Raw genomic sequence first — 22,887 nt, 5'->3', positions numbered from 1 at the left:
GGTTCGACCGACGGGCCGCGACATAGAAGACTTGTGTCAGGCCGCAGCACCGCGCAGGAGGACGCCGCATGAAGACCCACGAGTCGGGCCGCCGCTCGCGTCGCCTGCCGGTCAGCGCCACCGACCGCAAGGCGCTGGCGGCGTGGCACCCGGCCGAGCCGGCGACGGTCGCCGAGGCCGTGCGGCTGAAGGAGGCGGCGCTCGTCGACTTCGGCATGGAGTCCTCGGCGGTGGCCGGGTGGATCTACTCCAAGTGCACGCACCAGATACCGACCACCGCCATCGACACCGCGGCGGTGATGGCCGCCGGGGACGGCACCTGTCTGCTGCTGTTCAACCCGGACTTCTTCGTCGAGCTGGGGCTGGACGGGGTGAAGTTCGTGCTCTTCCACGAGGCGCGGCACCTGATCCAGCGGCACCTGTTCACCGAGCCGGAGCTGCGCGAGGACCCGGTCTTCGACATCGCCATCGAGAGCACGATCAACCACGTCGCGCTGACCCGGCTGCGGCGGGACGCGCTGCCGGTGGCGGACGGCAAGCCGACCGGCGTGGACCCGCGCAAGATCTTCGCGAGCTACCACGCGGACCTGACCGCGCAGGGCCTGAACCCGTTCTCCTACGAGGAGTTCATCCGCACCGACATGGGCTGCTACACCGAGCTGCGCCGGATGAAGCACCCGCCGAGCCCGCCGCCGGTCTGCATCCACGAGATCCTGCAGGAGCTGCAGGACGAGCTCGCCGACGCCGAGACCATCGAGCGGATCGGCAACGAGGTGCTGGCGAACGTGCTGCTGGCCGCCAAGCGCGGGGTGCGCGCGGCGCGCTCGGAACTGCTGGACCTCATCGACCGCACCGACGGCGCCACCGACCGGCTCGCCAAGCTCTGGGGCGACCTGGGTGCCGGGATGATCCGGGGCCAGACGCAGAAGACGCGGCGGGTGGACTGGTGGCAGCGCTGGCTGGTGGACGTACTGGCCTCCAAGCTGGCCGAGGGCGAGCGCCTGGTCTACCCGAAGAAGCGCGGCGCGGTGCTGGCCGCGCTCGGCGAGGACCCGATGCTGTCCCGGCGCGGGCCGGAGCGGCAGCGGGTGGTGGCGATCGCCGTGGACGCCTCCGGCTCGATGCCGCCGCCGGTGGTGGACTGGGTCGCCTCGCTGGTCGGGCAGCTGGACGGGGTCGAGGCGCACTGGCTGTCGTTCGACGCCGAGGTGGTGCCGTTCGCCCCGGGCGACCCGCTGGTCGGCGGCGGCGGGACCAGCTTCCAGGCGGTCGCCGACTACCTGGAGGGGCGCGCGCCGTCGGCCCGGACCGGGGAGCCGTTCGACGAGACGCTGGACGCCGTCATCATGGTGACCGACGGCATCGCCCCGCACATCACGCCGGCCGAGCCCGACAAGTGGATCTGGCTGATCACCGAGCACGGCGACGACTGGCCCGAGGGGCACACACCGCAGATGGCCTGTCACAAGGTACGAACGGGGGACCGTTGAGCGAGCACACCACCGGCCAGACCGCATGGGCGCCGGACGAGGAGCAGTTCACCGCCGGGTACGGCGGCGACCAGCTGCCGGGGCAGGGCGGGGGCGCCGGAGCGGGCGGGGCGGCCGGAGCGCCTGGACCGGGCGGGGCCGCCGGGGCCGCCGGGACCGCCGCGGGTCGGGCCGCCGCTCGGCCGTCAGCCCTGGAGGCGTTCATCGACGCGATGATCGACCTGGGCCAGACCGGGCAGATCTTCGGCGAGCACGGAATCGGCAAGACCGCGACCTTCGCCGCGCACATCAAGCAGGCGTACGACGACACCGAGCTGGTCTACGTCCCGGCCGCCAACCTGGCCCCCGACGACCTGCTGGTGAACGCCCCGGTGCGGGACCCGCGCACCGGGGAACTGGTGCTGCGGCAGCTGGTGATGCGCCAGCTCAAGCCGGGGCGCCGGTTCGTGCTGCTGATCGACGACTCGCTGCAGGCGGGCCCGGCGATCCAGTCGCAGCTGATGCAGATCGCCTGCAACTGGACCCTCGGCGAGCACGACCTGCGCGCGCTGGGCTGTGTCGGCGTGTTCCTGGCCGACAACGAGTCGCTGGCCGAGACCGCAGCGCGCCGCAGCGACTTCGCCATCCTGGACCGCATGGTCACCATCAGGGTGACGGCGAACGACACCGCGTGGCGGGACGCGCTGCGCCGCAAGTTCGGCCAGTTCGACCTGACCGGCGTGTTCCGCGTCTGGGCGGCGCAGCCCCCGGAGATCCGCCGCCTGCTCTCGCCGCGCACGCTGGAGCACATCCTGGCCAACGCCGCCGAGGGGTTCCCGCTGATCTGGGGCCTGCCGCTGCTCAACGGCACGCGGCTGCGGCTGGCGCTGCCGGCCGCCGAGGGCACGCGCGCCCAGGAGGTGGACCGCACCGCGGAGATCCTGGACGCGATCGCCGGGGCGCTGAACGTCCCGAACCGCGCCACGATCGCCGACCCGGTGCGGCGCCTGGTGCGCGCGGCGTTGAAGAACCGGTGGTGCGTGCTGGTGCAGGGCCCGCCCGGCTGCGGCAAGACCGAGGTGGTCAGGACGCTGATCCAGGAGGTGCTGCGGCGCGACCCGCTGTACTTCTCGCTGCCGGTGACCAACGTCGAGGACCTGTGCGCCCCGGTGCCCTCCCCCGACGGCACCCTGGACAATCTGCTGGCCGCGGGCTTCACCGGCGACGAGCCCAAGGCCGTGGTGTGGGACGAGTACAACCGGCCGAAGGACAAGGCGGCGTTCGCCCGGCTGATGGAGATCACGCAGGAGTGGTCGGTGGCGGGGCGGCCGATCCGCGGCCTGCGGGCGCAGATCGCGCTGCAGAACCCGCCGTACCACGTGGGTCGCAAGCTGCTGGTCTCGCGCAACAACATCGCGCAGGCCTCCCGCTTCACCGCCTCGCTGGACATCACACCGGAGGACATCCCGGCGAACGAGTGGCTGATCGCGAAGTACGGGCCGGTCGCCGAGACCGTGCTGGAGTGGTGGAAGAACGACATCGACGACGAGGGACGCGCCTGGATCACCAAGCGCACCCTGGAGCGCCTGATCCGCCTGCACGGCCGCGGCCTGCCGCTCCAGCAGGGGCTGGTGTACCTCGGCGACGGCGAGTACGCGCCGGTGCCGCTGGGCGCGCTGACCGCGCGGCTCGCGGGATCGCAGCGCACGGGGCTGAAGGAGCTGGCCGAGGACGTGGACACCTGGGAGCGCCGCCTGGCGCGGTCCGTGTCGGGCAACGCCGAGGGCGACGACGCCTCCGACGTGGTGCACCAGGTGTTCGCCAACGCGGAGCTGTCCCAGCTGAAGAAGCAGCGCGAGGTGGTGATCCGCCTGGCCGCGCACCTCCCGCCGAAGCTGCGCGCCACGTACCTGGTGGGCGCCTCGGAGGACGCGCAGGCCTTCTGGGTCGGCATCCTCGCGGCTTGCAAGGCGCGGGAGGGTTCCGCCAGGATTCCGTGAACGGCCCCGTAGCGCAGAGGCAGGCGCACCGCTCAGATCCACTCAAGCGACGCGGGGAACGCCGGTTCGAATCCGGCCGGGGCCACCTGGGGAGGGCGAGGGCCGCATGGATCCGGAGGAACTGAGCCGCGCACTGTCGGCGCTGAGCGCCCTGCCGGTCGACGACCCGGTTCGGCTGCGCGTGGAGCGCGTCGCGGAGTCGTTCGTCCGCGACGGCCGCCGCCGCCGACAGAAGGAGCAGCGGCTGCGCCGCGAGGCCGCCGACCGGGCGGTGCTGGCGGCTTCGGCGACCGGGGCTGCCGGACGGCGGGAGGATGCGGCGCTGGCTTTGCCGGAGGCGGGAACGGCGGCGGCGGCGAAGAGCGTGACTGCGGCCGCGCACGCAACGCAGGGCACGAGCACGCGGTCGGGCGAGTCGGCGGCGGAAGACCAGGCGGCTGCGGAACGTGCGTCGGCAATCGGGCACGCGACACAGCACACAGACACGCGCCCGGGCAGCGGCTCAGCGGCGGAAGACCACGCAGCTGCGGAGCGTACGTCGGCAATCGGGCACGCGACACAGCACACAGACACGCACCCGCGCAGCGGCTCGGCGGCAGAAGACCAGGCAGCTGCGGCACAGCGTGCAGGCGCTCGGACGGGCGGCTCGGCAGCTGCCGCGGACCAGGCGGCGGAGCGTGCGTCGGCAATCGGGCACACGGCACAGCACACAGACACGCGCCCACGCAGCGACTCGGCAGCGGAAGACCAGGCAGCCGCGGCACAGCGTGCGGGCACTCGGATGGGCGGCTCGGCGGCTGCCGCGGACCAGGCGGCGGAGCGTGCGCAGGTGATCGGGCGCGCGGACCCGCGGGCAGAAATACCGCTGCTCGTGCCGAGCGTGCCTGCTCAGGCAGCCGACTCGGTCGGCACCCTGCTGCGCCCCCGCCGCTGTTATGTCTGCAAGCAGCACTTCACCGAGGTCTCAGCGTTCTACCACCAGCTCTGCCCGGCGTGCGCGGCCGAGAACCTGGCGTGGCGCTCGGCTCGGACGCCGCTGGACGGTCGGCGGGCGCTGGTCACCGGCGGGCGGGTGAAGATCGGGTTCCAGGTGGCGCTGATGTTGCTGCGGGATGGTGCGGCGGTGCGGGTGGTCACGCGGTTTCCGCATGATGCGGTGCGGCGCTTCCGGGCGGTGGAGGACAGCGGGAAGTGGCTCGACCGGCTCACGGTCACGGGCCTCGATCTGCGCGATCCGCGGCAGGTCGTCGAGCTCTGTGATGAGCTGCTGGCCGCCGGGGAGCCGCTGGACGTCCTGATCAACAACGCGGCGCAGACCGTGCGGCGCCCGGAGTCCTCCTACGCTCCGCTGATCGCCGCCGATCGGCGGGCCGCGGCGGAGCTCGGCGGCGGGCTTCGGGAGCTGGCGCCGATCGCGGGGTATCGGGGCGCGGGCGCTGGTTCGGTTTCGCACAGTCCTGAGCTGCCGGTCGACGAGAACGGCCTGCTCCCCGACCCCTCGCCGCGCAACTCCTGGTCCGCGGAGCTCGGCGAGCTCGACGCCGTCGAGCTCCTCGAAGTCCACCTCGTCAACGCCGTCGCCCCGGCGCTCCTCGCCGACCGGCTGCTGCCGCTGATGACCGGCTCGCCGTTCCCGCGCCGCTACATCGTGAACGTGACGGCCGTCGAGGGACGCTTCGAGGTGCGCAACAAGACCGCGGGGCATCCGCACACCAACATGGCGAAGGCCGCCCTCAACATGCTGACCCGCACCAGCGCCGAGGCGCTGGCCCGCCGCGGCGTCTACCTCAGCAGCGTGGACACCGGCTGGATCACCGACGAGAAGCCGATGCCGAGCAAGACCCGGCACGCCGAGTCCGGCTTCCGCACGCCGCTGGACATCGTCGACGGCGCGGCCCGGATCTATCATCCGATCGTCAGCGGCGAGAACGGCGAGCCGTTGTTCGGCGTGTTCCTCAAGGACTATCGGGCGGTGGCATGGTGAACGACTCCCCCGTACGGCCCGCGCGGCCCGCGCGCCCCGCCGAGGAGCTGGCGCCGGTCCTGGCCTGGCTGCGGCGCGGCGAGCCGGTCCGGGCCCGCACCGCGTTCCCCGCCGGGACCGCGCTGCCCGACGGCCGCCTCGACATGTGCAAGCAGGACCTCGGCCCGCTCGGCGCCGCCGCCGTGGCCGACGCCCTGCCCGAGGGCGGCGGGCCGGTGAAGCACCTCCTGCTCGGTACCGACGGGCTCGGCGACGGAGGCGTGGCCGCCGTGGCGCCGAAGGCCGTCGCCGCCCGCGTCGAGACGCTCTACCTGGGCTGCAACAACATCGGGGGCGGCGGCGTCTGCGAGATCGCGGGCCAGCTGATCGCCTCCCCCGGCGTGGTGAAGGCGCTGTGGCTGAAGCGGAACCCGGTCGGCGCGGACGGCGTGCGCGCCGTCGCCGAGACCGTCCGCGCCGGCACCGTCCTGCGAACGATCGACCTCACGCAGACCGGCCTGGCCGCGCCGGAAGTCGCGACGCTGGTGGATGCCATGATCGACGCAGGCAGCGGCAGCGACAGCGGCACGCACGCCATCGAACGCCTCTACCTCAGCGGCAACAAGCTCGGCGCCGAAGGAGCACAGGAACTCGCCCGGCTGCTGTCCGCAGGCGCGGTAGCAGAGCTCTACGTCTCAGCCGCGCAGCTCGGCGACCCCGGAGCCCGACTCCTCGCCGCGGCATTGCGCACGGCACCGCCGGGAGCCCTGCGGCGCCTCAGCGTGGCCAGCAACGGCATCGGCTCGCAAGCCCTCGCGGACCTGGTCGCGGCAGCCGCCACCGCCGGCGTCGAGCTGATCGACGCCGGCCGCGTGAAGGCCGCGGCCGTCCTGGCCGCCGCCGACAACCACCTCGACGAGTCCGGCGCCGCGACCATCGCCACAGCCCTGGCCGCCGCACCGCACCAGCTCGCCTTCCTCAACCTCCGCTACACCGACCTGGGCAGCCCCGGCGCCCTCCGTCTCCTCGACGGCGCCCAGCGCGCCGCCACGCCGACCCGCTTCATGCTCGGCGCCGGCATCGCCAAGCGCGTCAAGAAGGAACTCGCCGCGCTGGCCGCCGACCTCCCGGCGGCAGTGTTCGACGTCGCGCCCGATGTCCGCGCCATCCGCAGCGTCTACCGGACCGCGCCGCCGGCCTGAGACACCGAGCCGACCGACTGACCGCCCGCCCGGGCCCGCCCGGCCCGAGGCCGTGACGGCGCGCACAGTGGCAAGGACACCGCACTGCGCGCCGTCTAAGCTCGGCCCCATGTTCGCAGTGAGCGCCGTGCGCATCGACTCCAAGGACCCCCTCTCCGGCCTCGAACTCGGGGAGCGCGACGAGCCCACGCCCCGCGCGGGCTGGACCACGGTCACGGTCAAAGCCGCGTCCCTGAACCACCACGACCTGTGGACCCTGCGCGGCGTCGGCATCAGCGAGGACAAGCTGCCGATGGTCCTGGGGTGCGACGGCGCCGGGGTCGACGAGGACGGCAACGAGGTGATCATCCACTCCGTCGTCGATCCGCGGGACGGCAAGCCGTCCATCCTCACCGAGGTCTACAACGGCACGTTCGCGCAGCGAGTTCTGGTGCCGAAGGCCAACCTGGTCCCCAAGCCCGCCGCGCTGTCCTGGGAGCAGGCCGCGTGCCTGCCGACCGCGTGGCTCACCGCCTACCGCATGCTCTTCCGCAACTCCGGCCTCAAGCCCGGTGACACGGTCCTGATCCAGGGCGCCGGCGGCGGGGTGGCGACCGCGGCGATCGTGCTGGCCCGGGCCGCCGGCTTCCGGGTGTGGGCGACGTCGCGCAGCGAGGAGAAGCGCGCGCGGGCCGTGGAGCTCGGGGCGCACGCCGCGTTCGAGTCCGGGGCCCGGCTGCCGGAGCGCGTGGACGCCGTGCTGGAGACGGTCGGCGCCGCGACCTGGTCGCACTCGGTGAAGTCGCTGCGTCCGGAGGGCACGATCGTCATCTCCGGGGCGACCTCCGGCGCCATGCCGCCGGCCGAGCTGACGCGCATCTTCTTCCTCCAGCTGCGCGTCATCGGCTCCACCATGGGCTCGCTGGACGAGCTCAGGGCGCTGGCCAAGATGTGCGAGGTGACCGACGTGCGGCCGGTCATCGACTCGGTCCTGCCGCTGGCCGAGGCTCGGACCGGCTTCGAGCGCATGGAGCAGGGCGAGGCCTTCGGGAAGATCGTTTTCACGGTGTGACCTCGATGATCCCGAGCCGCCGCGTCGCTCGGGTGAGCGCCACATAGAGATCGTTCTCGCCGTGCTGGGCGGTGACGATCGCAGCCGGGTCGACGACCAGCACCGTGTCGAACTCCAGCCCCTTCGCCTGGCGCACCGGCAGCACGACGGTGCGCCGCTCCAGGTCGGGGTCGGAGCCGTAGCCCGCCTCGGGCAGCAGCGCCGACACCGCCCCGGCGACCTCGGCGAGCCGCTCGTTCGGCACCAGCACCGCCATCCGGCCGGTGTCCCCGGCGCCGCCGCCGTCGGTGCCGATCCCCCCACCGCCGTCGGCACCACCGCTGTCGGCACCAACACCGCCGGCACCGACACCATCGGCCCCGGCGGCCAGCGCCGAGTCCTCGCGCAACGCCAGCTCGGCGACCTTCTCAGCGAGCGAGGACGCCGGCACCGACACCCGCCACGGCTCCTCGCCGGTGGAGCGCACCGAGCGCGGCGGCGACAGATGCGGGTCGATGCGCTGAAGCACCTCGGCGGCGACCGCCATGATCTCCGAGGGGGTCCGGTAGTTCACCGTCAGCTCCGCCAGCCGCCACCGGTCGCCGACGTGCGGGGCCAGCACCTGGCCCCAGGACGCCGCGCCGGCCGGGTCGCCGGTCTGCGCCACGTCCCCGACCAGCGTCATCGACCGGGCCGGGCAGCGCCGCATCAGCAGCCGCCAGGCCATCGGCGACAGCTCCTGCGCCTCGTCGACGATGACGTGCCCGAAGGTCCAGGTCCGGTCGGCCATCGCGCGGTCGGCCACGCTGCGCTCGTCGCGCTCCTCGAACCGCTCCGCCAGCATCTCGGCCGAGACCAGGTCCACGGCGGTGACGATCTCCTCGCGCGGGTCCTCCAGGTCGATCGACCGGGAGCCCTCGGCGACCTCCAGCGCGCCCTGCGCGTAGGCGATCCGGGCCCGGCGCTCGGCCTCGGCCCGCGCCGCCGCCTCGGCGGTGTCGGAGTCGCCCAGCAGCTCCGCGGCCTCGTCCAGCAGCGGGATGTCAGCCGCCGACCAGCCGCCGGGAGTGCGGACCAGCAGGTCGATCTCAGCGTCCGTCAACAGCGGCGCGCCGCCTTCGGAAGCCTCGCCGACCTCTTCCACGGCCTCGCGCAGCAGCTCCGGCGTGGCGAACAGCTCGGCCAGCATCCGCTGCGGGGTCAGCTGCGGCCACAGCCAGTCCAGCGCCTCCTGCACGCTCGGCTCCTCGGCCAGGGACGCCGCGATCTGCTCGCGGTCGGCCCGGCCGAGGAACACCCCGTCGGCCATCTCCGCCGGATCCTCGCCGAGTTCCTCGGCGATCAGATTCACCATCGCCAGCGTCTCCTGGCGGTGCGGGTCGTCGTTCAGCCGGTCCACGACCTGCCCGGCGAGGGCGTCGACGACGTACTCGGCGAAGGCCCTGCGGCCCAGGTTGGGCAGCCGGCTCGCCTTGCGCCCCAGCTCGCGCGCGGCGATGCAGGTCTCGCGGTCCAGGCGGTACTTCACGCCCTCGTACACGACCTCCAGCACGTCCTCGGGCACCCGCTGCCGGGCCCGCACCGCACCGGCGATCAGGTCCGCCATCGCCGCCCGGCCCTTGATCTCGGCGACCTCCGCCGAGTCAGCCCGCGAGGCCCGCACGCCCGGGAACATCTCCCCGACGGTGGCCAGCACCGCGCTGGTCTCCCCCAGCGCCGGCAGCACGTGCGAGACGTAGCGCAGGAAGGTCGGGTTCGGCCCGACGATCAGCACGCCGCGCTTGGCCAGCCGCTCGCGGTAGGAGTAGAGCAGGTAGGCCGCGCGGTGCAGCGCCACCGCGGTCTTGCCGGTCCCCGGGCCGCCCTGCACGACCAGGACCCCGCGCAACTCCGAGCGGATCGCGTGGTCCTGCTCGGCCTGGATGGTCTCCACCACGTCGCGCATCCGGCCGGTGCGGCCGGCGGTCAGGGCGGCCAGCAGCGCACCCTCGCCGACCAGGCCGGAGGCGTCGCCGTCGGCCGCCACGTCCAGATCCAGGACGTCGTCGTCGACCCCGACGACGGTCCGGAACCGGGTCCGGATGCTGCGCCGCCGCCGCACACCCTGCGGCGCCGCGGAAGTCGCCACGTAGAACGGCCGCGCCGCCGGGGCCCGCCAGTCCAGGAGCAAGGGCTCGAAGTCGCCGTCGTCGTCCAGGATGCCGATCCGGCCGACGTAGCGGCGCTCGCCGCCGTCCAGATCCAGCCGGCCGAAGCAGAGCCCTTCCTCGGCCGCGTCCAGCTGCGCCACCCGGCCGGCGCCGGCGGTGGCCATGTTGTCGCGCTCGGTCCGCGCCTGCTGGGTGCCGGTACCGGATCGCAACACGCCGGCGAGCTGGCCCTCCGCATGCGCGCGCAGGGCGTCGAGGCGGGTATACAGCAGATCCAGATAGCGCTGTTCGTGGAGGATTTCTTCCGTACCCCTTGACAAAACGCCTCCCGCTGCCTCAGAATCAAGCACGTACCAGTTATCTGGTAATGTGACTGTGCCCGAAAACTCTACGATAGCAGACGCCATCGTCAGAGCCTTCGGGCCTGTTTTGTTTCTGAGGCTTCGCGCCGATCCCGCGGATCGTTCAGCCGGCCGTGATCAACTCCTCCACTTCGGCGAGAGCCTCGGCCTCCGCCTCGCTGTGCACGTTGCGGGTCCGCAGCGCGATGACCGCCGCGCACGCCACCGCGACCGCGCAGGCCGTCAGCGCCCAGGACAGCCCGGACGTCATCGCCGCCGCGGGCTGCGCACCGGCCTTCAGCTCGTGGTTCAGCCGGGCCGTGGAGATCGCCGCGAAGATCGCGAGCCCCAGCGCGCCGCCGACCTGCTGCGAGGCGTTCAACAGCGCCGCGGCCAGGCCCGCCTGGTGGTGCGGGACGCCGGCGTTGGCCGCCGTGGAGACGCCGACGAACAGCAGCCCGAGCCCGACCGCCATGATCACCATGCCCGGCAGCAGACCGCTGACATAAGAGCCGTGCACTTTCAGCTGGGCCAGCAGGAAGATGCCGACCGACGCGATCACGGCCCCGGTCACCACCACCGGCCGGGTACCGACCTTGGCGATCAGCTTCGGCGCCGACCCGGCCCCGATCCCGACCGCCACGGTGATCGGCACGTAGGCCAGGCCGGCGCGGATCGGCGAGTAGCCCTCGACGTTCTGCATGTAGAGCGTCAGGAAGAAGAACAGCGAGATGAAGCCCGCGACCCCGACCAGCTGTGTGACGTCGGCGGCGACCAGGCCGCGGATCCGGAAGACCGACAGCGGCAGCAGCGGATCGCGGCTGAAGCGCTCGTTGATGATGAACACCACCAGCAGCACTCCCGCACCGGCCAGCTCCAGAATCGTCCGGCTCGACCCCCAACCCTGGTCGGGCGCCTTCACCAGACCGAACACCAGCAGCAGCATCCCCGCGGTGACCAGGAACGCGCCGACGAGGTCCAGGCCCTTGAAGGAGACCCGCTTTTCCTCGGGCTCGAACATGCGCAGGGCACCCACCGTGATCAGCACGGACAGCGGCGGGTTCACGAACATCACCCAGCGCCACCCCGGCCCGTCGGTGAGCAGGCCGCCGGCCAGCACACCGACCGCGGAGGCCAGCCCGGCGACCGCGCCCCACACCCCGAAGGCCTTGGTGCGGTCCTGGCCCTCCTTGAACGTGGTGGTGAGCAGCGACAAGGCGGCGGGCATCATCAGGGCCGCCCCGACGCCCTGCGTCAGCCGCGCGCCGACCAGCAGCCCGGCGCTGTTCGCGAAGCCGCCGGCCAGCGAGGCGACGCCGAACACCGCGGTCCCGGCGAGCAGCACCCGGCGCCGTCCGAACAGGTCCGCGGCCCGGCCGCCGAGCAGCATGAAGCCGCCGTAGGTGAGCAGGTAGCCGCTGGTCACCCACTGCAGGTTCTGGGTGCTGAAGTGCAGATCCTTGCGGATCGACGGCAGGGCCACGTTCACGATCGAGGCATCGACCAGATCCAGGAACGCGACACCGCACAACAACAGCAGAATGAGCTTGCCTCTGCCGGTTGATAGGAAGGATGCAGACACGGGAGACCCCCTCCGGTACGCTTACTTTGAGTTTCGTACGTTACGAAGAAGGTATCATATGAGTTCCGTATCATCCACCGGGGCTGCGGGCTCCCGCGAACGCCGCCGGACCATGAACCAGATCACGGAGACGATCCGCGAGATGGGCGTGGTGATGACGGTGCTCAACCTGCGGGCCGGGGAACAGGTGGGGCTGCGGGACGTCGAGCTGAAGGCGCTGGACGTCCTGATGCGCGACGGCGCGATGAGCGCGAAGGCGCTCGGCCAGCGGCTGGGGATCCATCCGGCGACCATGACCGGGATCCTGGACAAGCTGGAGAAGTCCGGCTGGGTGACCCGCGAGCGCAGCCCCGAGGACCGCCGCGTGGTGCTCATCGAGCCGGTGCGCGAGCGGGTCGGGGAGATCGTGCGGCTGTTCACCGGGATGAACACGATGGCGGTCGGGCTGCTGGACCGCTACGACGACGAGAAGCTGGAAGCGATCGCCGGGTTCCTGGACGCGATGGTGACCATGGCCAAGGAGGCTTCGAAGGAGTGGGGGGCATGACGGCACCGCTGGGCCCGAACACGACGACCGTGTCCCACGCGCGCTTCGCCGTCGCTCATCCCATGTGCGGGTAGCGGTGGTCCGTCGGCGGGACGAACGTCTCCTTGATCGAGCGCGTGGACGTCCAGCGCATCAGGTTCTGCGCCGAGCCGGCCTTGTCGTTCGTCCCCGAGTTCTTGGAGCCGCCGAAGGGCTGCTGCCCGACCACGGCGCCGGTCGGCTTGTCGTTGATGTAGAAGTTGCCGGCGGCGAAGCGCAGCACGCTCATCGCCTCGGCGACGGCCGTGCGGTCCTGGGCGATGATCGAGCCGGTGAGGGCGTAGTCGGTGACGCCCTCGACGCCGTGCAGGACGCGGTCGTAGTCGCTGTCGTCGTACACATACACGGACAGCAGCGGGCCGAAGTACTCGGTCGAGAAGATCTCGTGCTCGGGGTTCGTGCACACCATCACGGTCGGGCGCACGAAGTAGCCGACCGAGTCGTCCGCGGTGCCGCCGGCGGCGATGCGGATGGTGTCGTCGGCGTGCGCGATGTCCAGGACCCGGCGGTGTTTGGCGAAGGCCCGGGCGTCGATGACGGCGCCCATGAAGTTCGACAGGTCGGTCGGGTCGCCCATGCTCAGGGCGTCGACCTCGGCGGAGAACTCCTCGCGGAGCCCCGCGCCGTGCCACAGCGAGCGCGGGATGTAGGCGCGGGAGGCCGCTGAGCACTTCTGGCCCTGGTACTCGAACGCGCCGCGGGTCAGCGCCGTCTTCAGCACCGCCTTGTCGGCGCTGGGATGCGCCAGGACGAAGTCCTTGCCGCCGGTCTCGCCGACGATGCGCGGGTAGGCGCGGTAGGCCGCGATGTTCTCGCCGACCACGCGCCACAGGTGCTGGAACGTGGCGGTCGAGCCGGTGAAGTGGATGCCGGCCAGGTGCGGATCGGCGAGGACCACCTCGGAGACCGCCAGGCCGTCCCCCGGCAGCATGTTGATGACACCGGGCGGCAGGCCCGCGGCCTCCAGCAAGCGCATGGTGAAGTGCGCGGCGAGCTGCTGCGTCGGCGAGGGCTTCCAGATGACGGTGTTGCCCATCAGCACCGGGGCGGTCGGCAGGTTGCCGGCGATGGCGGTGAAGTTGAAGGGCGTGATCGCGTAGACGAAGCCGTCCAAGGGGCGGTGGTCGGTGCGGTTCCAGACGCCGTGGGCGTTCTCCGGCGGCTGCTCGGCGAGGATCTGGCGGGCGAACTCGGCGTTGAAGCGCCAGAAGTCGATCAGCTCGCAGGCGCTGTCGATCTCGGCCTGCACCGCGGTCTTGGACTGGCCGAGCATGGTGGCGGCGTTGAGGGTCGCGCGCCAGGGACCGGAGAGCAGGTCCGCGGCCTTGAGGAGGATCGCGGCGCGGTCGTCGAAGGAGAGCGCGCGCCAAGCCGGGGCGGCCTCGCGGGCTGCGGCCACGGCGGCGCGGGCGTCGTCCCGGGTGGAGTTGCGCAGGGTGCCGAGGACGGACTTGTGGTGGTGCGGCTGGACCACGTCGACGGGGTCACCGCCGCCGGGGCGCCGGGCGCCGCCGATGGTGGCGGTCAGGTCGTGGTGGTGCCCCGCCAGGTCGGCCAGCTTCGCGGTCAGGGCGGCACGCTCGGGGGTCCCCGGCGCGTAGGTCAGCACCGGCTCGTTGTACGGGACGGGGACCTTCGTGGCGCCGGTGACGGGGTCGTGCTCATTCGCGTGCGCAGCCATGTCCGCATCCCACCGCGACCGGGAACGGCGCGCCACACCACTGCGCCGATCGACGTACCGGCTCAGCCCTCGCCGGCCGCCGCCTCGGCCACGACCTCGTCGATCAGCGCCACGGCGGCGGTCAGGCTGTCCGCGATCGGCGCCCCGGTGGCCCGCAGCGACTGCCCGGCGGCGAACCCGCCGGAGTAGAGGATCGCGTGCGCGCCGACGCTGGCGGCGGCCGCCGCGTCGTCGGGCGAGTCGCCGATGAGCACCACCCGCGCCGGATCCACGCCCAGACGCGCCAGGTGGTCCCGCAGGTGCAGCCCCTTGCGCGCCGGCCGCGGCGGCGTGGTGCCCTGCACCAGGTCGAAGTACCGGTCGATACCGTGGTGCCGGACCACCGGGACCAGCTTGTCGTCGTGGTACATCGACAGCAGCGACTGCGAATGCCCGCGCCCGGACCACTCCCGGAACAGGTCGGGCAGGCCGTCGGAGAGCCGCGCCTCCCGCTCGTAGGCGACGTAGTACTTGTGGAAGGTCGCGTCCAGCGCCTCCCACTCCTCGTCCTCGGGCTCATGGCCGAGGATGTCGGCGTAGAAGGAGCGGATCGGCATCTTGATCTGCGTGCGGTACTGATCGGCCGTTATCGGCGGCAGCCCATGGTCGCTGAACGAGTCGTTCGTGGAGCGCAGGATGATCTCGAAGTCGTTCAGGACGGTGCCGTTCCAGTCCCAGACGAGGTGCAGCGGCTCACGATTCATCGGCACGATCACCTGGACAGGCTATCGGCGGGCGGCAAGAGGTTTTGGTGCCTGTGGGTGACGCTTTTGTTAACGACCCCCCGGCCTAGCCGAGCAGGTCCGGGAGCTCCTGGGTGGCGTACCACAGCAGCTCGTGGTCGTCGATGCCGTCCACCGTGAACGAGGCGTCCTCGTCGCCGGCTTCGGCGGCGCCGAGGAGCACGACGGCCAGGGCCACCTCGTCGATGACGCCGGGGTCGTCGACGTGGAGGGATGCCACCCAGGACAGGGGGATCTCGGTGTTGACGCGGACCAGGCCGGGTTCGGCGCCGTCCAGGACCGGCTGGGCGTGCGCGTCGGGGACTTCGGCGGCGACCACCACGCGGCGGCGGGGGGCCTCCGGGGCCTCGACCAGCAGGCGCAGGGAGGCGCGCGCGGCGTCGGTCAGGGCAGCGTACTCCAACTCCTCGCTGTCCCCTTCGGTGTACCACTCGCGCAGCGCGGGGGTGACCGCGTACGCCGTCAGCGGCGCGGGGGTGACACGACCCGTCTTGTGGAGCTCGGCGAGCACTGACAGGGTCGCGGGAAGGTAGACGCGCATTGCGCCATTATCCCCTCCTGCCGTGCGGTGGAGTGCGCCGCGCCGTGGAGCGCTATAGCGAAGTTCTACGGGAGGGTGCGCTGGGCGTCGATCTGCTCGCGGGTGGTGCGCATCGCGGTCTCCAGGACCTGCGGGCGGCGGTCGCCGTCCATCACGTTCAGGCCGATGGCCTCGAAGTCGTCCGCGGTCGGGCAGAAGACGATGACCTTGGTGCCGTCCGCGCGGACCTTCTGCGCCTCCACCAGCATCCGCCGTGTCACGGCCCTTCTATAGCGGCGCGCCACACGCTCCATGACGCTGTGCGGCGGGCCGTTGAAGCCGCGCACCGCCATCGGCGCCAGGACATAGAGCTCGTCGAGCGGCGCCTCGCCGATCTCCTGGAAGCTCTGCTTCGCTGCCACGTCCACGTTGGTCGCGGACCACATGCCGCCGTCCACGTAGCGACGCCCGTCGATGATGATCGGGGCGAACCAGCCCGGGATCGCGCAGGAGGCGGTCACGGCCTCGGCCAGCGTGGTGTGCGGCGCCCGGGGGCTGCCGAAGGTCACGCGCTCGCCGGTGGTGAAGTCCAGCGCGACGACCCGCAACGCCTTGTGCGGCGACCAGCCGTCGGCGGTCCGGGGCAGCGCCTCGACGAGGTCGCCGACGCCGCCGAGGGAGCCCCGGCCGGGCGGCAGCGCGGCGGCCATGACCGCGGTCGGGGGCACGGAGCGGGGGTGGCGCGCGGTGCGGGCCAGCAGAGGGCCGGAGCCCAGGCGCAGCTTGGGACGCTCCGGATGCGCGCCGCCGGCCGCGGTGGCGTAGTCGAACTCCACACCGCTGAGCGGGCCCTGGTCGATCCGGCCGGTGAGCTGGTGCTCGTGCAGGTCCTCGGGGCTGGCGCCGGCGCCGATCAGTGCGGCCATGACGGCGCCGGCGGACGTCCCGACGATCATCTCGGCCTCGCGCGGATCCCAGTCGATCGCCTCGCTGAGCACCGTCAGCGACCCGACCATCCAGGCCGCGCCGAGCATGCCCCCGCCGCCCAGGACCAGGCCGCGCCGCACTGCCGTGGAAGCCATCGCTTCTCTCCCGTCGCCGGTGAGCCGGTGATCCGTTCCCTCGACTGTAACGGTGCAGGCGGCACGGGACCCGCTAATAGAGGCGCCGAAAGTCGCATACACAGGGGTTACTAACGGGAATAACGTGACACGCGGGGGATGTTCGTGTGTCGCGGGAGGTAGTGCCCATGGCTGACCGGGATGGAAGTGAGACGTCGGTCCCTGAGGATCGGCTGACGGTGTGGCCCTTCGCCGCACTCGTCCTCGCCGCAGCGGCGACGCTGTTCGGGTACGCGGCGGCTTCCAGCCCACCGTCATGGCTCACCAGAACCGTCATCGTGATCGTCGGTGCGGTACCCAACGGCGGCCATGCCGTGCACATAGGCCTGGCACTCCTACTCTTGGGACGCGGCCTATACGTGCGGCGTCTCATGGCGCTTTATCTGACTTCTGCCGCAGTGGTGTGGTCGACGGCGATGTCGCTGATCACCTGGGACCAGCCGTGGCGGCTGCTGCCGATGGCGGCCTTCGCGTGGGCTCTATGGGGAGCACGGCATCGGTTCACCGCAGTGCCCGATACCGCGCGGCTGCGTACAGCGCTTCACATCCTTCTCGGGCTCGGCATCGTCGCGGTCGTGGTCGGCGGCGGCGGGATCTTCCTACAGCGGGGCCGGCTGAGCTCCTCACTCACCCCGGTCGGGCTGGGGCGCGAGCTGTTCGACGGGTTGACGGCGAACTCCGGGCCGATGACGATCGAGGGGCGGTCGTGGTTCCTGCACGGGCTGTCGCTGCTCGGCGGGGTGACGCTGCTGCTGGTGCTGACGTGCCTGCTGGCGCCGGCCCGGGCTCCGCTTCCGGGGACGGACGCCGAGCGCGACCGGGTGCGGCGCCTGGTGCAGCATCCGGACTCCGACACGCTGGCGCCGTTCGCGCTGCGCCATGACAAGTCCTACGTGTTCTCCCCGGACGGCCGGGCCGCGATCGGGTACCGGGTGTTCCTGGGCACCGCCGTCGTGGGCGGCGATCCGTTCGGCGCGGCGGACGCGCGGGAGGCGGCTGTCGTCGAGTTCCTGGCACTGTGCCGGCGCCGGGGATGGCGGCCCGCGGTGGTGGGCGGACGCGAGGAACTGCTGCCCCTGTGGCAGGCGCACGGCGTGCGGCGCGCCATCGGGATCGGGGACGAGGTCATGCTGGACGTGGCCGGGTTCTCGCTGGAGGGGCGGTCGATCCGGAACGTGCGGCAGGCGGTGCGCCGGACGCACAAGGCCGGGATCACCACGCGCGTGCTGCGGGAGACGGCGCTCGACGGGGAGGAGGCCGACCAGCTGCTCGGCATCCACCAGCGCTGGCTGAAGGGGCACGCCGAGCACGGTTTCGCGATGAACCTGGACGCCATCACCTCGGCCCGGCACCCGGACGCGCTGCTGATCGTGGCGTACGGCGCCGACGGGCGCGCGGTCGGCTTCCAGCGCTACCACCCGGTCGGCGCCGACCGGGCCGCCGGCCCCACGGCGCTGTCGCTGGACGTGATGCCGCGCGACCCGCAGAGCCCGAACGGCGTGAACGAGCGGCTGATCGTGGACCTGGTGGCCTGGGCCCGCGAGCGCGGGATCGACGAGATCTCACTGAACTTCGCGGCCTTCCGCCCGATCATGGACGCGGGGAGCCGCCGCACGCCGCTGCAGAGCGCGGCGTACCACGCGATCCACCTGCTGGACCCCTGGATCATGCTGGAGAGCCTGTACCGCTTCAACGCCAAGTTCCGCCCCGGCTGGCAGTCGCGCTCGGTGGTGTTCCGCTCCTGGGGCGAGGTCGGCTGGCTGGCCGCCGCGGCGCTGGCGATGGAGTTCTCACTGCCGCTGGACCGGCGGCGGGTGGCGTCGGCGGAGAAGCTCGCGCGGGGGCATGGAACGCCGGCGACGGAGAGTGGGGACGGCGTGCGGGAGGATGGCATCGGGGATGAGGATGCTGTCGGGGGGCCGGTGCGGCGGCATGTCGGGTAGGGCACCAGACCAACCAGCTAAGGCTGCTGCTAGATGTCAGCCTGTTTGAAGCGCGGTGCAGCGCCAGCGAGAGTCTTCATCGCGGTCGAAGCGCAGCGCCACCGCACGTGTGCGTGCGCCGTCGCGAAGAAGCGCGAGTGCTTCGACGCCGGCGCCGCTCTCGGAGAGCCGGACTGATTTGAGCGTGGTGGTGCGGGCGTAGCGGGGAGTGCGGAGCTTGCCGCGGACTTCGGCATCGGTCCAGCGGGCCGCGTGAGTGGCGGTGCGGCGGCCGACCAAGACCTCGACCACCATGCCCACCAGGGCCCTGACTTCGGTGTACGCCTTCTGCGACGGCATGCGCCGAGGCGGTGGCGGTGGCTCGACATCCACTGCCAGCACCTCGGGACGCCGCTCGGGACGCTCGGGACGCTCAACTCGCGCCAGCGCACGCGCCAACGCGCCGGTCGGCGGATCCGGCAGCGGGGTCGGACAAGCCACCACCACACCTGCCCGCACCACCGACAACAGCAGCCCCGGACGCGGCTCGCGTCCGCTCCCTGCGAGTGGCCGCCAGACCTTGCCATAGTCCGTCGACCAGGCGTCCACCGCCCACGGCACGGGATCGCAGTCCTCTGGCTCCTCCGAGACCGCCTCGCGACGGACAGCCCCCTCGCCGAACCCGAACCCGAAAGCCTCGGCGTCGATCTCCACCTCGGCCACCGCGTCCACCCACACCGCGATGCCCGGAAAGTCTGGCCTGTTATCGCGACGCCACCGTGTTCCGACCCCGACCCGCACCGGCGTCACGTCAGACCGCCTCCCCTCTGCCCGGCCCTGTACCCGGGAAATGAGGCTCCAGCAGATCACAGGGGCATGCGAAACGGCTGACTTCCCCAAGGAAGTCAGCCGTTCGGCCCAGCCCTATTACCTCAGCGCTTCTTGCGCTTGCCCGAGGAGCGGCGGCGCGGGGTGTCGTCCTCGACCGGCTCGGGGGCCGCGTCGGGGTCGGGGTACTCCGCGGCGAAGGAGACCTCGCGCTGCAGGACGCCGCCCTCGCCGTCGACCGTGGGGGCCGTGTAGCTCAGGTGGTCCGGGCGGCGGGGCGCCTCCAGGCCCTTGGCGTGCAGGTGCGGGGTGCCCGGGATGGCGTCCTGGACCCCGTTCTGGCCGGCCGCCAGGGCGTTCGCGGTGGCGGCGGCCTGGGCCTGCGCCTCCGGGTCCTGGTTCACCGCCTCGACCTCGACCTTGAGGTTGAACAGGTAGCCGACGGACTCCTCCTTGATGGCGTCCATCATCGCCTGGAACATCGCGTAGCCCTCGCGCTGGTACTCGACCAGCGGGTCGCGCTGGGCCATCGCGCGCAGGCCGATGCCCTCCTGCAGGTAGTCCATCTCGTAGAGGTGCTCGCGCCACTTCCGGTCCAGGACCGAGAGCACGACACGGCGCTCCAGCTCGCGGGTGATCTGCTCGCCGAGCTGGGCCTCGCGGGCGTCGTAGCCGCTGCGGATGTCCGCGGTCAGCTCCTCGGTCAGGACCTCGCGGGTGACCTTGTCCTGGCCGCCGGCGGCGTCTTCGATCTCCTCGATCGACACCGAGATCGGGTACAGGGTCTCCAGCGCGGTCCACAGCTTGCCCAGGTCCCACTCCTCGGCGTAGCCCTCGGAGGTGGCGGCGTCCACGTAGCCGGCGATGGTGTCGTCCATCATCAGCCGGACCTGGTCCTCCAGGTCCGCGCCGTCCAGCACCTTGCGGCGCTCTTCGTAGACCACCAGGCGCTGGCGGTTGAGGACCTCGTCGTACTTCAGGACGTTCTTGCGGATCTCGAAGTTCTGCTGCTCGATCTGGGTCTGGGCGCTGGCGATCGCGCGGGTGACCATCTTGTGCTCGATCGGCACGTCCTTGGGCACGTTCGCCATCGCCAGCACGCGCTCGACCATGCCGGCCTTGAACATGCGCATCAGGTCGTCGCCGAGCGAGAGGTAGAACCGGGTCTCGCCGGGGTCGCCCTGGCGGCCGGCGCGACCGCGCAGCTGGTTGTCGATGCGGCGGGACTCGTGGCGCTCGGTGCCCAGCACGTACAGGCCGCCGAGGTCCTGGACCTCGTCGTGCTCGGCCTTCACCTTGCGCTTGGCCTTCTCCAGCGCGTCCGGCAGCGCCGCCACCCACTCCTCCTGGGTCAGCTCCGGGTCCAGGCCGCGCTGCTGGAGCTCGGCGTTCGCCAGGTCCTCGGGGTTGCCGCCGAGCTGGATGTCGGTGCCTCGGCCGGCCATGTTGGTGGCCACCGTGACCGCGCCCTTGCGCCCGGCCTGGGCGACGATCGCCGCCTCCCGGTCGTGGTACTTGGCGTTCAGGACCTCGTGCGGGACACCGCGCTTGCGCAGCATCTGCGACAGGCGCTCGGACTTCTCCACCGAGGTGGTGCCGACCAGGATCGGCTGGCCGAGGGCGCTGCGCTCGGCGATGTCCTCGACGACCGCCTCGAACTTCGCCTCCTCCGAGACGTAGATCAGGTCCTGCTGGTCCATGCGGATCAGCGGCCTGTTCGTCGGGATCGGCACCACGCCCAGCTTGTAGATCTGCTGGAACTCCGCGGCCTCGGTCATCGCGGTACCGGTCATGCCGGCGAGCTTGTCGTAGAGCCGGAAGTAGTTCTGCAGCGTGATCGTGGCGAGCGTCTGGTTCTCGTCCTTGATCTCGACGTTCTCCTTGGCCTCGATGGCCTGGTGCATGCCCTCGTTGTAGCGGCGGCCGGCCAGGATGCGGCCGGTGTGCTCGTCGACGATCATGACTTCGCCGTTCATCACGACGTAGTCCTTGTCCTTCTTGAACAGCTCCTTGGCCTTGATGGCGTTGTTCAGGTAGCCGACCAGGGGGGTGTTCACGGACTCGTAGAGGTTGTCGATGCCGAGCAGGTCCTCGACCCGCTCCACGCCGCGCTCCAGGATGCCGACGGTGCGCTTCTTCTCGTCGACCTCGTAGTCGACGTCCGGGGCCAGCCGGTCGACGATCTTGGAGAAGTCGGTGTACCACTTGGTGGCCTGGTCCGCGGGACCGGAGATGATCAGCGGGGTCCGGGCCTCGTCGATGAGGATCGAGTCGACCTCGTCGACACAGGCGAAGAAGTGGCCGCGCTGCACCATCTCGTCGCGCGACCAGGCCATGTTGTCGCGCAGGTAGTCGAACCCGAACTCGTTGTTGGTGCCGTAGGTGATGTCGCAGTTGTACTGCTCGCGGCGCTCGGCCGGCGTCATGTTCGCCAGGATCACGCCGACCTGCAGGCCCAGGAACCGGTGCACCCGGCCCATCCAGGACGAGTCGCGCTCGGCCAGGTAGTCGTTGGTGGTGACGATGTGCACGCCCTCGCCGGCCAGCGCGTTGAGGTACGCCGGCAGGGTGCCGACCAGGGTCTTGCCCTCGCCGGTGCGCATCTCGGCGATGTTGCCCAGGTGCAGGGCGGCGCCGCCCATCAGCTGCACCTTGTAGTGCCGCTGGCCGAGGGTGCGCTTGGCCGCCTCGCGGACCACCGCGAAGGCCTCCGGCATCAGGTCGTCGAGGGTCTCGCCGTCTTCCAGGCGCGCCCGGAACTCGTCAGTCTGAGCACGCAGCTCGGCGTCGCTCATCTGGACGTAATCGTCCTCGATCTCCTCGACGAGGTCGGCGATGGCCTCCAGGCGGCGCAGGATCTTCCCCTCGCCGGCCCTCAAGACCCTGTCCATCAGACGCGCCACGGCAGACAACTCCTCGATTACGGGCTCGGGCAGGCAGGCGTATGCCCCGCCTTTTCCAACATGTTATGCGACGGCCCGCGCTCCAAGGGAAGAGCGCGGCGGAATGATCATCGGCATATTCCCTGGAGACCGCCGATCCGGCTCGCCTACGGTGGAGCGATGGACATACGGCAAACGCACGAGCGCCTCGAACCGGTTCCCGTGCCGGACCGGTTGCTGGGCGCTCCGCCGCTGCCCCAGGGCCCTTTGGTGACCCGGCGGCTGGTGTTGCGGCCGTGGCGCGAGGACGACATCCCGGCGATCTTCGCGATCTGCCAGGATCCCGAAGTCCAGCGGTGGACCACCGTACCGTCGCCGTATCGGATGAAAGACGCGGAGTGGTTCGTGCGGGAACACGCCCCGAAAGGGTTCCGATCCGGGGACGAGGCGACGTTCGGGGCGTTCGTGAAGGACACCGGGCAGATCGCCGGATCGGTCGGGCTGGCCGGGATCACCACGTTGGCCGCGGGGCGCGGGGTGCGGACGGCGGAGGTCGGGTACTGGGCCAATCCGGACACGCGCGGGCGCGGGTACATCACGGAGGCCGTTCGGGAGGTCGTGCGCTGGGCGTTCGAGGACGTGGGGCTCGGGCGTGTCGTCTGGCAGGCCTTCGACGGCAACACGCCCTCACGCAGGGTGATCGAGAAGGTCGGCTTCACGATGGTCGGACGGCAGCGCTCCTCGCACACGCACAACGGGGCGGTGCGGGACATGTGGCTGGCCGACATCCTGCCCGGAGAGCTGCGGTAGCGGAAAAGCTGTCGGTGC

At 71.6% G+C, this 22,887-nt stretch carries 16 protein-coding genes and 1 tRNA gene; 9 read left to right on the top strand and 8 right to left on the bottom strand.

Annotated elements, in window-relative coordinates:
* Positions 1-68 precede the first annotated feature (68 nt).
* From ABH935_RS21730 to ABH935_RS21705, 6 genes are all read left to right on the top strand, one after another.
* On the top strand, positions 69-1,490 hold the full coding sequence (locus ABH935_RS21730) for a hypothetical protein (RefSeq protein ID WP_370379746.1): 1,422 nt from the start codon (positions 69-71) through the stop codon (positions 1,488-1,490).
* Complete coding sequence (locus ABH935_RS21725) at positions 1,487-3,469, top strand: AAA family ATPase (protein ID WP_370379745.1); 1,983 nt, start codon at positions 1,487-1,489, stop codon at positions 3,467-3,469. Before ABH935_RS21730 ends, ABH935_RS21725 begins: the two co-directional genes overlap by 4 nt.
* Before the next feature lie 2 nt (positions 3,470-3,471).
* Positions 3,472-3,554 (top strand) — tRNA-OTHER (locus tag ABH935_RS21720).
* A gap of 603 nt (positions 3,555-4,157) precedes the next feature.
* Entirely contained in the window at positions 4,158-5,453 is a 1,296-nt protein-coding gene (locus ABH935_RS21715) for an SDR family NAD(P)-dependent oxidoreductase (protein WP_370379926.1), read from the top strand.
* Positions 5,447-6,634: a ribonuclease inhibitor gene (locus ABH935_RS21710; protein ID WP_370379744.1), complete on the top strand. Its 1,188-nt coding sequence runs from the start codon at positions 5,447-5,449 to the stop codon at positions 6,632-6,634. Before ABH935_RS21715 ends, ABH935_RS21710 begins: the two co-directional genes overlap by 7 nt.
* 109 nt (positions 6,635-6,743) lie before the next feature.
* Complete coding sequence (locus ABH935_RS21705; RefSeq protein ID WP_370379743.1) at positions 6,744-7,685, top strand: zinc-binding dehydrogenase; 942 nt, start codon at positions 6,744-6,746, stop codon at positions 7,683-7,685.
* On the opposite strand, the gene ABH935_RS21700 is transcribed toward ABH935_RS21705, so the two are convergent.
* Together ABH935_RS21700 and ABH935_RS21695 are read right to left on the bottom strand one after the other, a co-directional pair.
* Positions 7,675-10,134 carry an ATP-binding domain-containing protein gene (locus tag ABH935_RS21700; protein WP_370379742.1) on the bottom strand — a complete coding sequence of 820 codons (2,460 nt, stop codon included), beginning with the start codon at positions 10,132-10,134 and terminating at the stop codon, positions 7,675-7,677. The two genes, ABH935_RS21705 and ABH935_RS21700, sit on opposite strands and share 11 nt — an antisense overlap.
* A 145-nt stretch (positions 10,135-10,279) precedes the next feature.
* Complete coding sequence (locus ABH935_RS21695; RefSeq protein WP_370379741.1) at positions 10,280-11,737, bottom strand: MFS transporter; 1,458 nt, start codon at positions 11,735-11,737, stop codon at positions 10,280-10,282.
* Between the two features lie 58 nt (positions 11,738-11,795).
* On the opposite strand from ABH935_RS21695, the gene ABH935_RS21690 reads away from it, so the two are divergent.
* A complete protein-coding gene (locus ABH935_RS21690) occupies positions 11,796-12,284 on the top strand; it encodes a MarR family winged helix-turn-helix transcriptional regulator (protein WP_370379740.1) in 489 nt (162 codons plus the stop codon).
* Positions 12,285-12,339: 55 nt separating this feature from the next.
* On the opposite strand, the gene pruA is transcribed toward ABH935_RS21690, so the two are convergent.
* The 4 genes from pruA to ABH935_RS21670 form a co-directional block, all read right to left on the bottom strand.
* Positions 12,340-14,004 carry an L-glutamate gamma-semialdehyde dehydrogenase gene (gene pruA / locus ABH935_RS21685; protein ID WP_370379739.1) on the bottom strand — a complete coding sequence of 555 codons (1,665 nt, stop codon included), beginning with the start codon at positions 14,002-14,004 and terminating at the stop codon, positions 12,340-12,342.
* A 62-nt stretch (positions 14,005-14,066) separates the two neighbouring features.
* A complete protein-coding gene (locus tag ABH935_RS21680) occupies positions 14,067-14,759 on the bottom strand; it encodes an HAD family hydrolase (RefSeq protein ID WP_370379738.1) in 693 nt (230 codons plus the stop codon).
* Between the two features lie 73 nt (positions 14,760-14,832).
* Positions 14,833-15,327 carry a hypothetical protein gene (locus ABH935_RS21675; protein WP_370379737.1) on the bottom strand — a complete coding sequence of 165 codons (495 nt, stop codon included), beginning with the start codon at positions 15,325-15,327 and terminating at the stop codon, positions 14,833-14,835.
* A 65-nt stretch (positions 15,328-15,392) separates the two neighbouring features.
* A complete protein-coding gene (locus ABH935_RS21670) occupies positions 15,393-16,388 on the bottom strand; it encodes a patatin-like phospholipase family protein (RefSeq protein WP_370379736.1) in 996 nt (331 codons plus the stop codon).
* Between the two features lie 167 nt (positions 16,389-16,555).
* Here ABH935_RS21670 and ABH935_RS21665 point away from each other — a divergent pair, with 167 nt between their 5' ends.
* Positions 16,556-18,370, top strand: a complete 1,815-nt coding sequence (locus ABH935_RS21665; protein ID WP_370379735.1) for a bifunctional lysylphosphatidylglycerol flippase/synthetase MprF — start codon at positions 16,556-16,558, stop codon at positions 18,368-18,370.
* Positions 18,371-18,406: 36 nt separating this feature from the next.
* On the opposite strand, the gene ABH935_RS21660 is transcribed toward ABH935_RS21665, so the two are convergent.
* Together ABH935_RS21660 and secA are read right to left on the bottom strand one after the other, a co-directional pair.
* Complete coding sequence (locus ABH935_RS21660) at positions 18,407-19,072, bottom strand: Rv3235 family protein (RefSeq protein WP_370379734.1); 666 nt, start codon at positions 19,070-19,072, stop codon at positions 18,407-18,409.
* Positions 19,073-19,281: 209 nt separating this feature from the next.
* Positions 19,282-22,068: a preprotein translocase subunit SecA gene (gene secA, locus ABH935_RS21655; RefSeq protein ID WP_370379733.1), complete on the bottom strand. Its 2,787-nt coding sequence runs from the start codon at positions 22,066-22,068 to the stop codon at positions 19,282-19,284.
* 171 nt (positions 22,069-22,239) lie between these two features.
* Here secA and ABH935_RS21650 point away from each other — a divergent pair, with 171 nt between their 5' ends.
* Positions 22,240-22,869: a GNAT family N-acetyltransferase gene (locus tag ABH935_RS21650; RefSeq protein ID WP_370379732.1), complete on the top strand. Its 630-nt coding sequence runs from the start codon at positions 22,240-22,242 to the stop codon at positions 22,867-22,869.
* Positions 22,870-22,887: the final 18 nt, after the last annotated feature.

It is taken from the genome of Catenulispora sp. GAS73, assembly GCF_041262085.1.
GTDB lineage: Bacteria > Actinomycetota > Actinomycetes > Streptomycetales > Catenulisporaceae > Catenulispora.
This window is presented reverse-complemented; position numbering and strand designations above follow the sequence as displayed.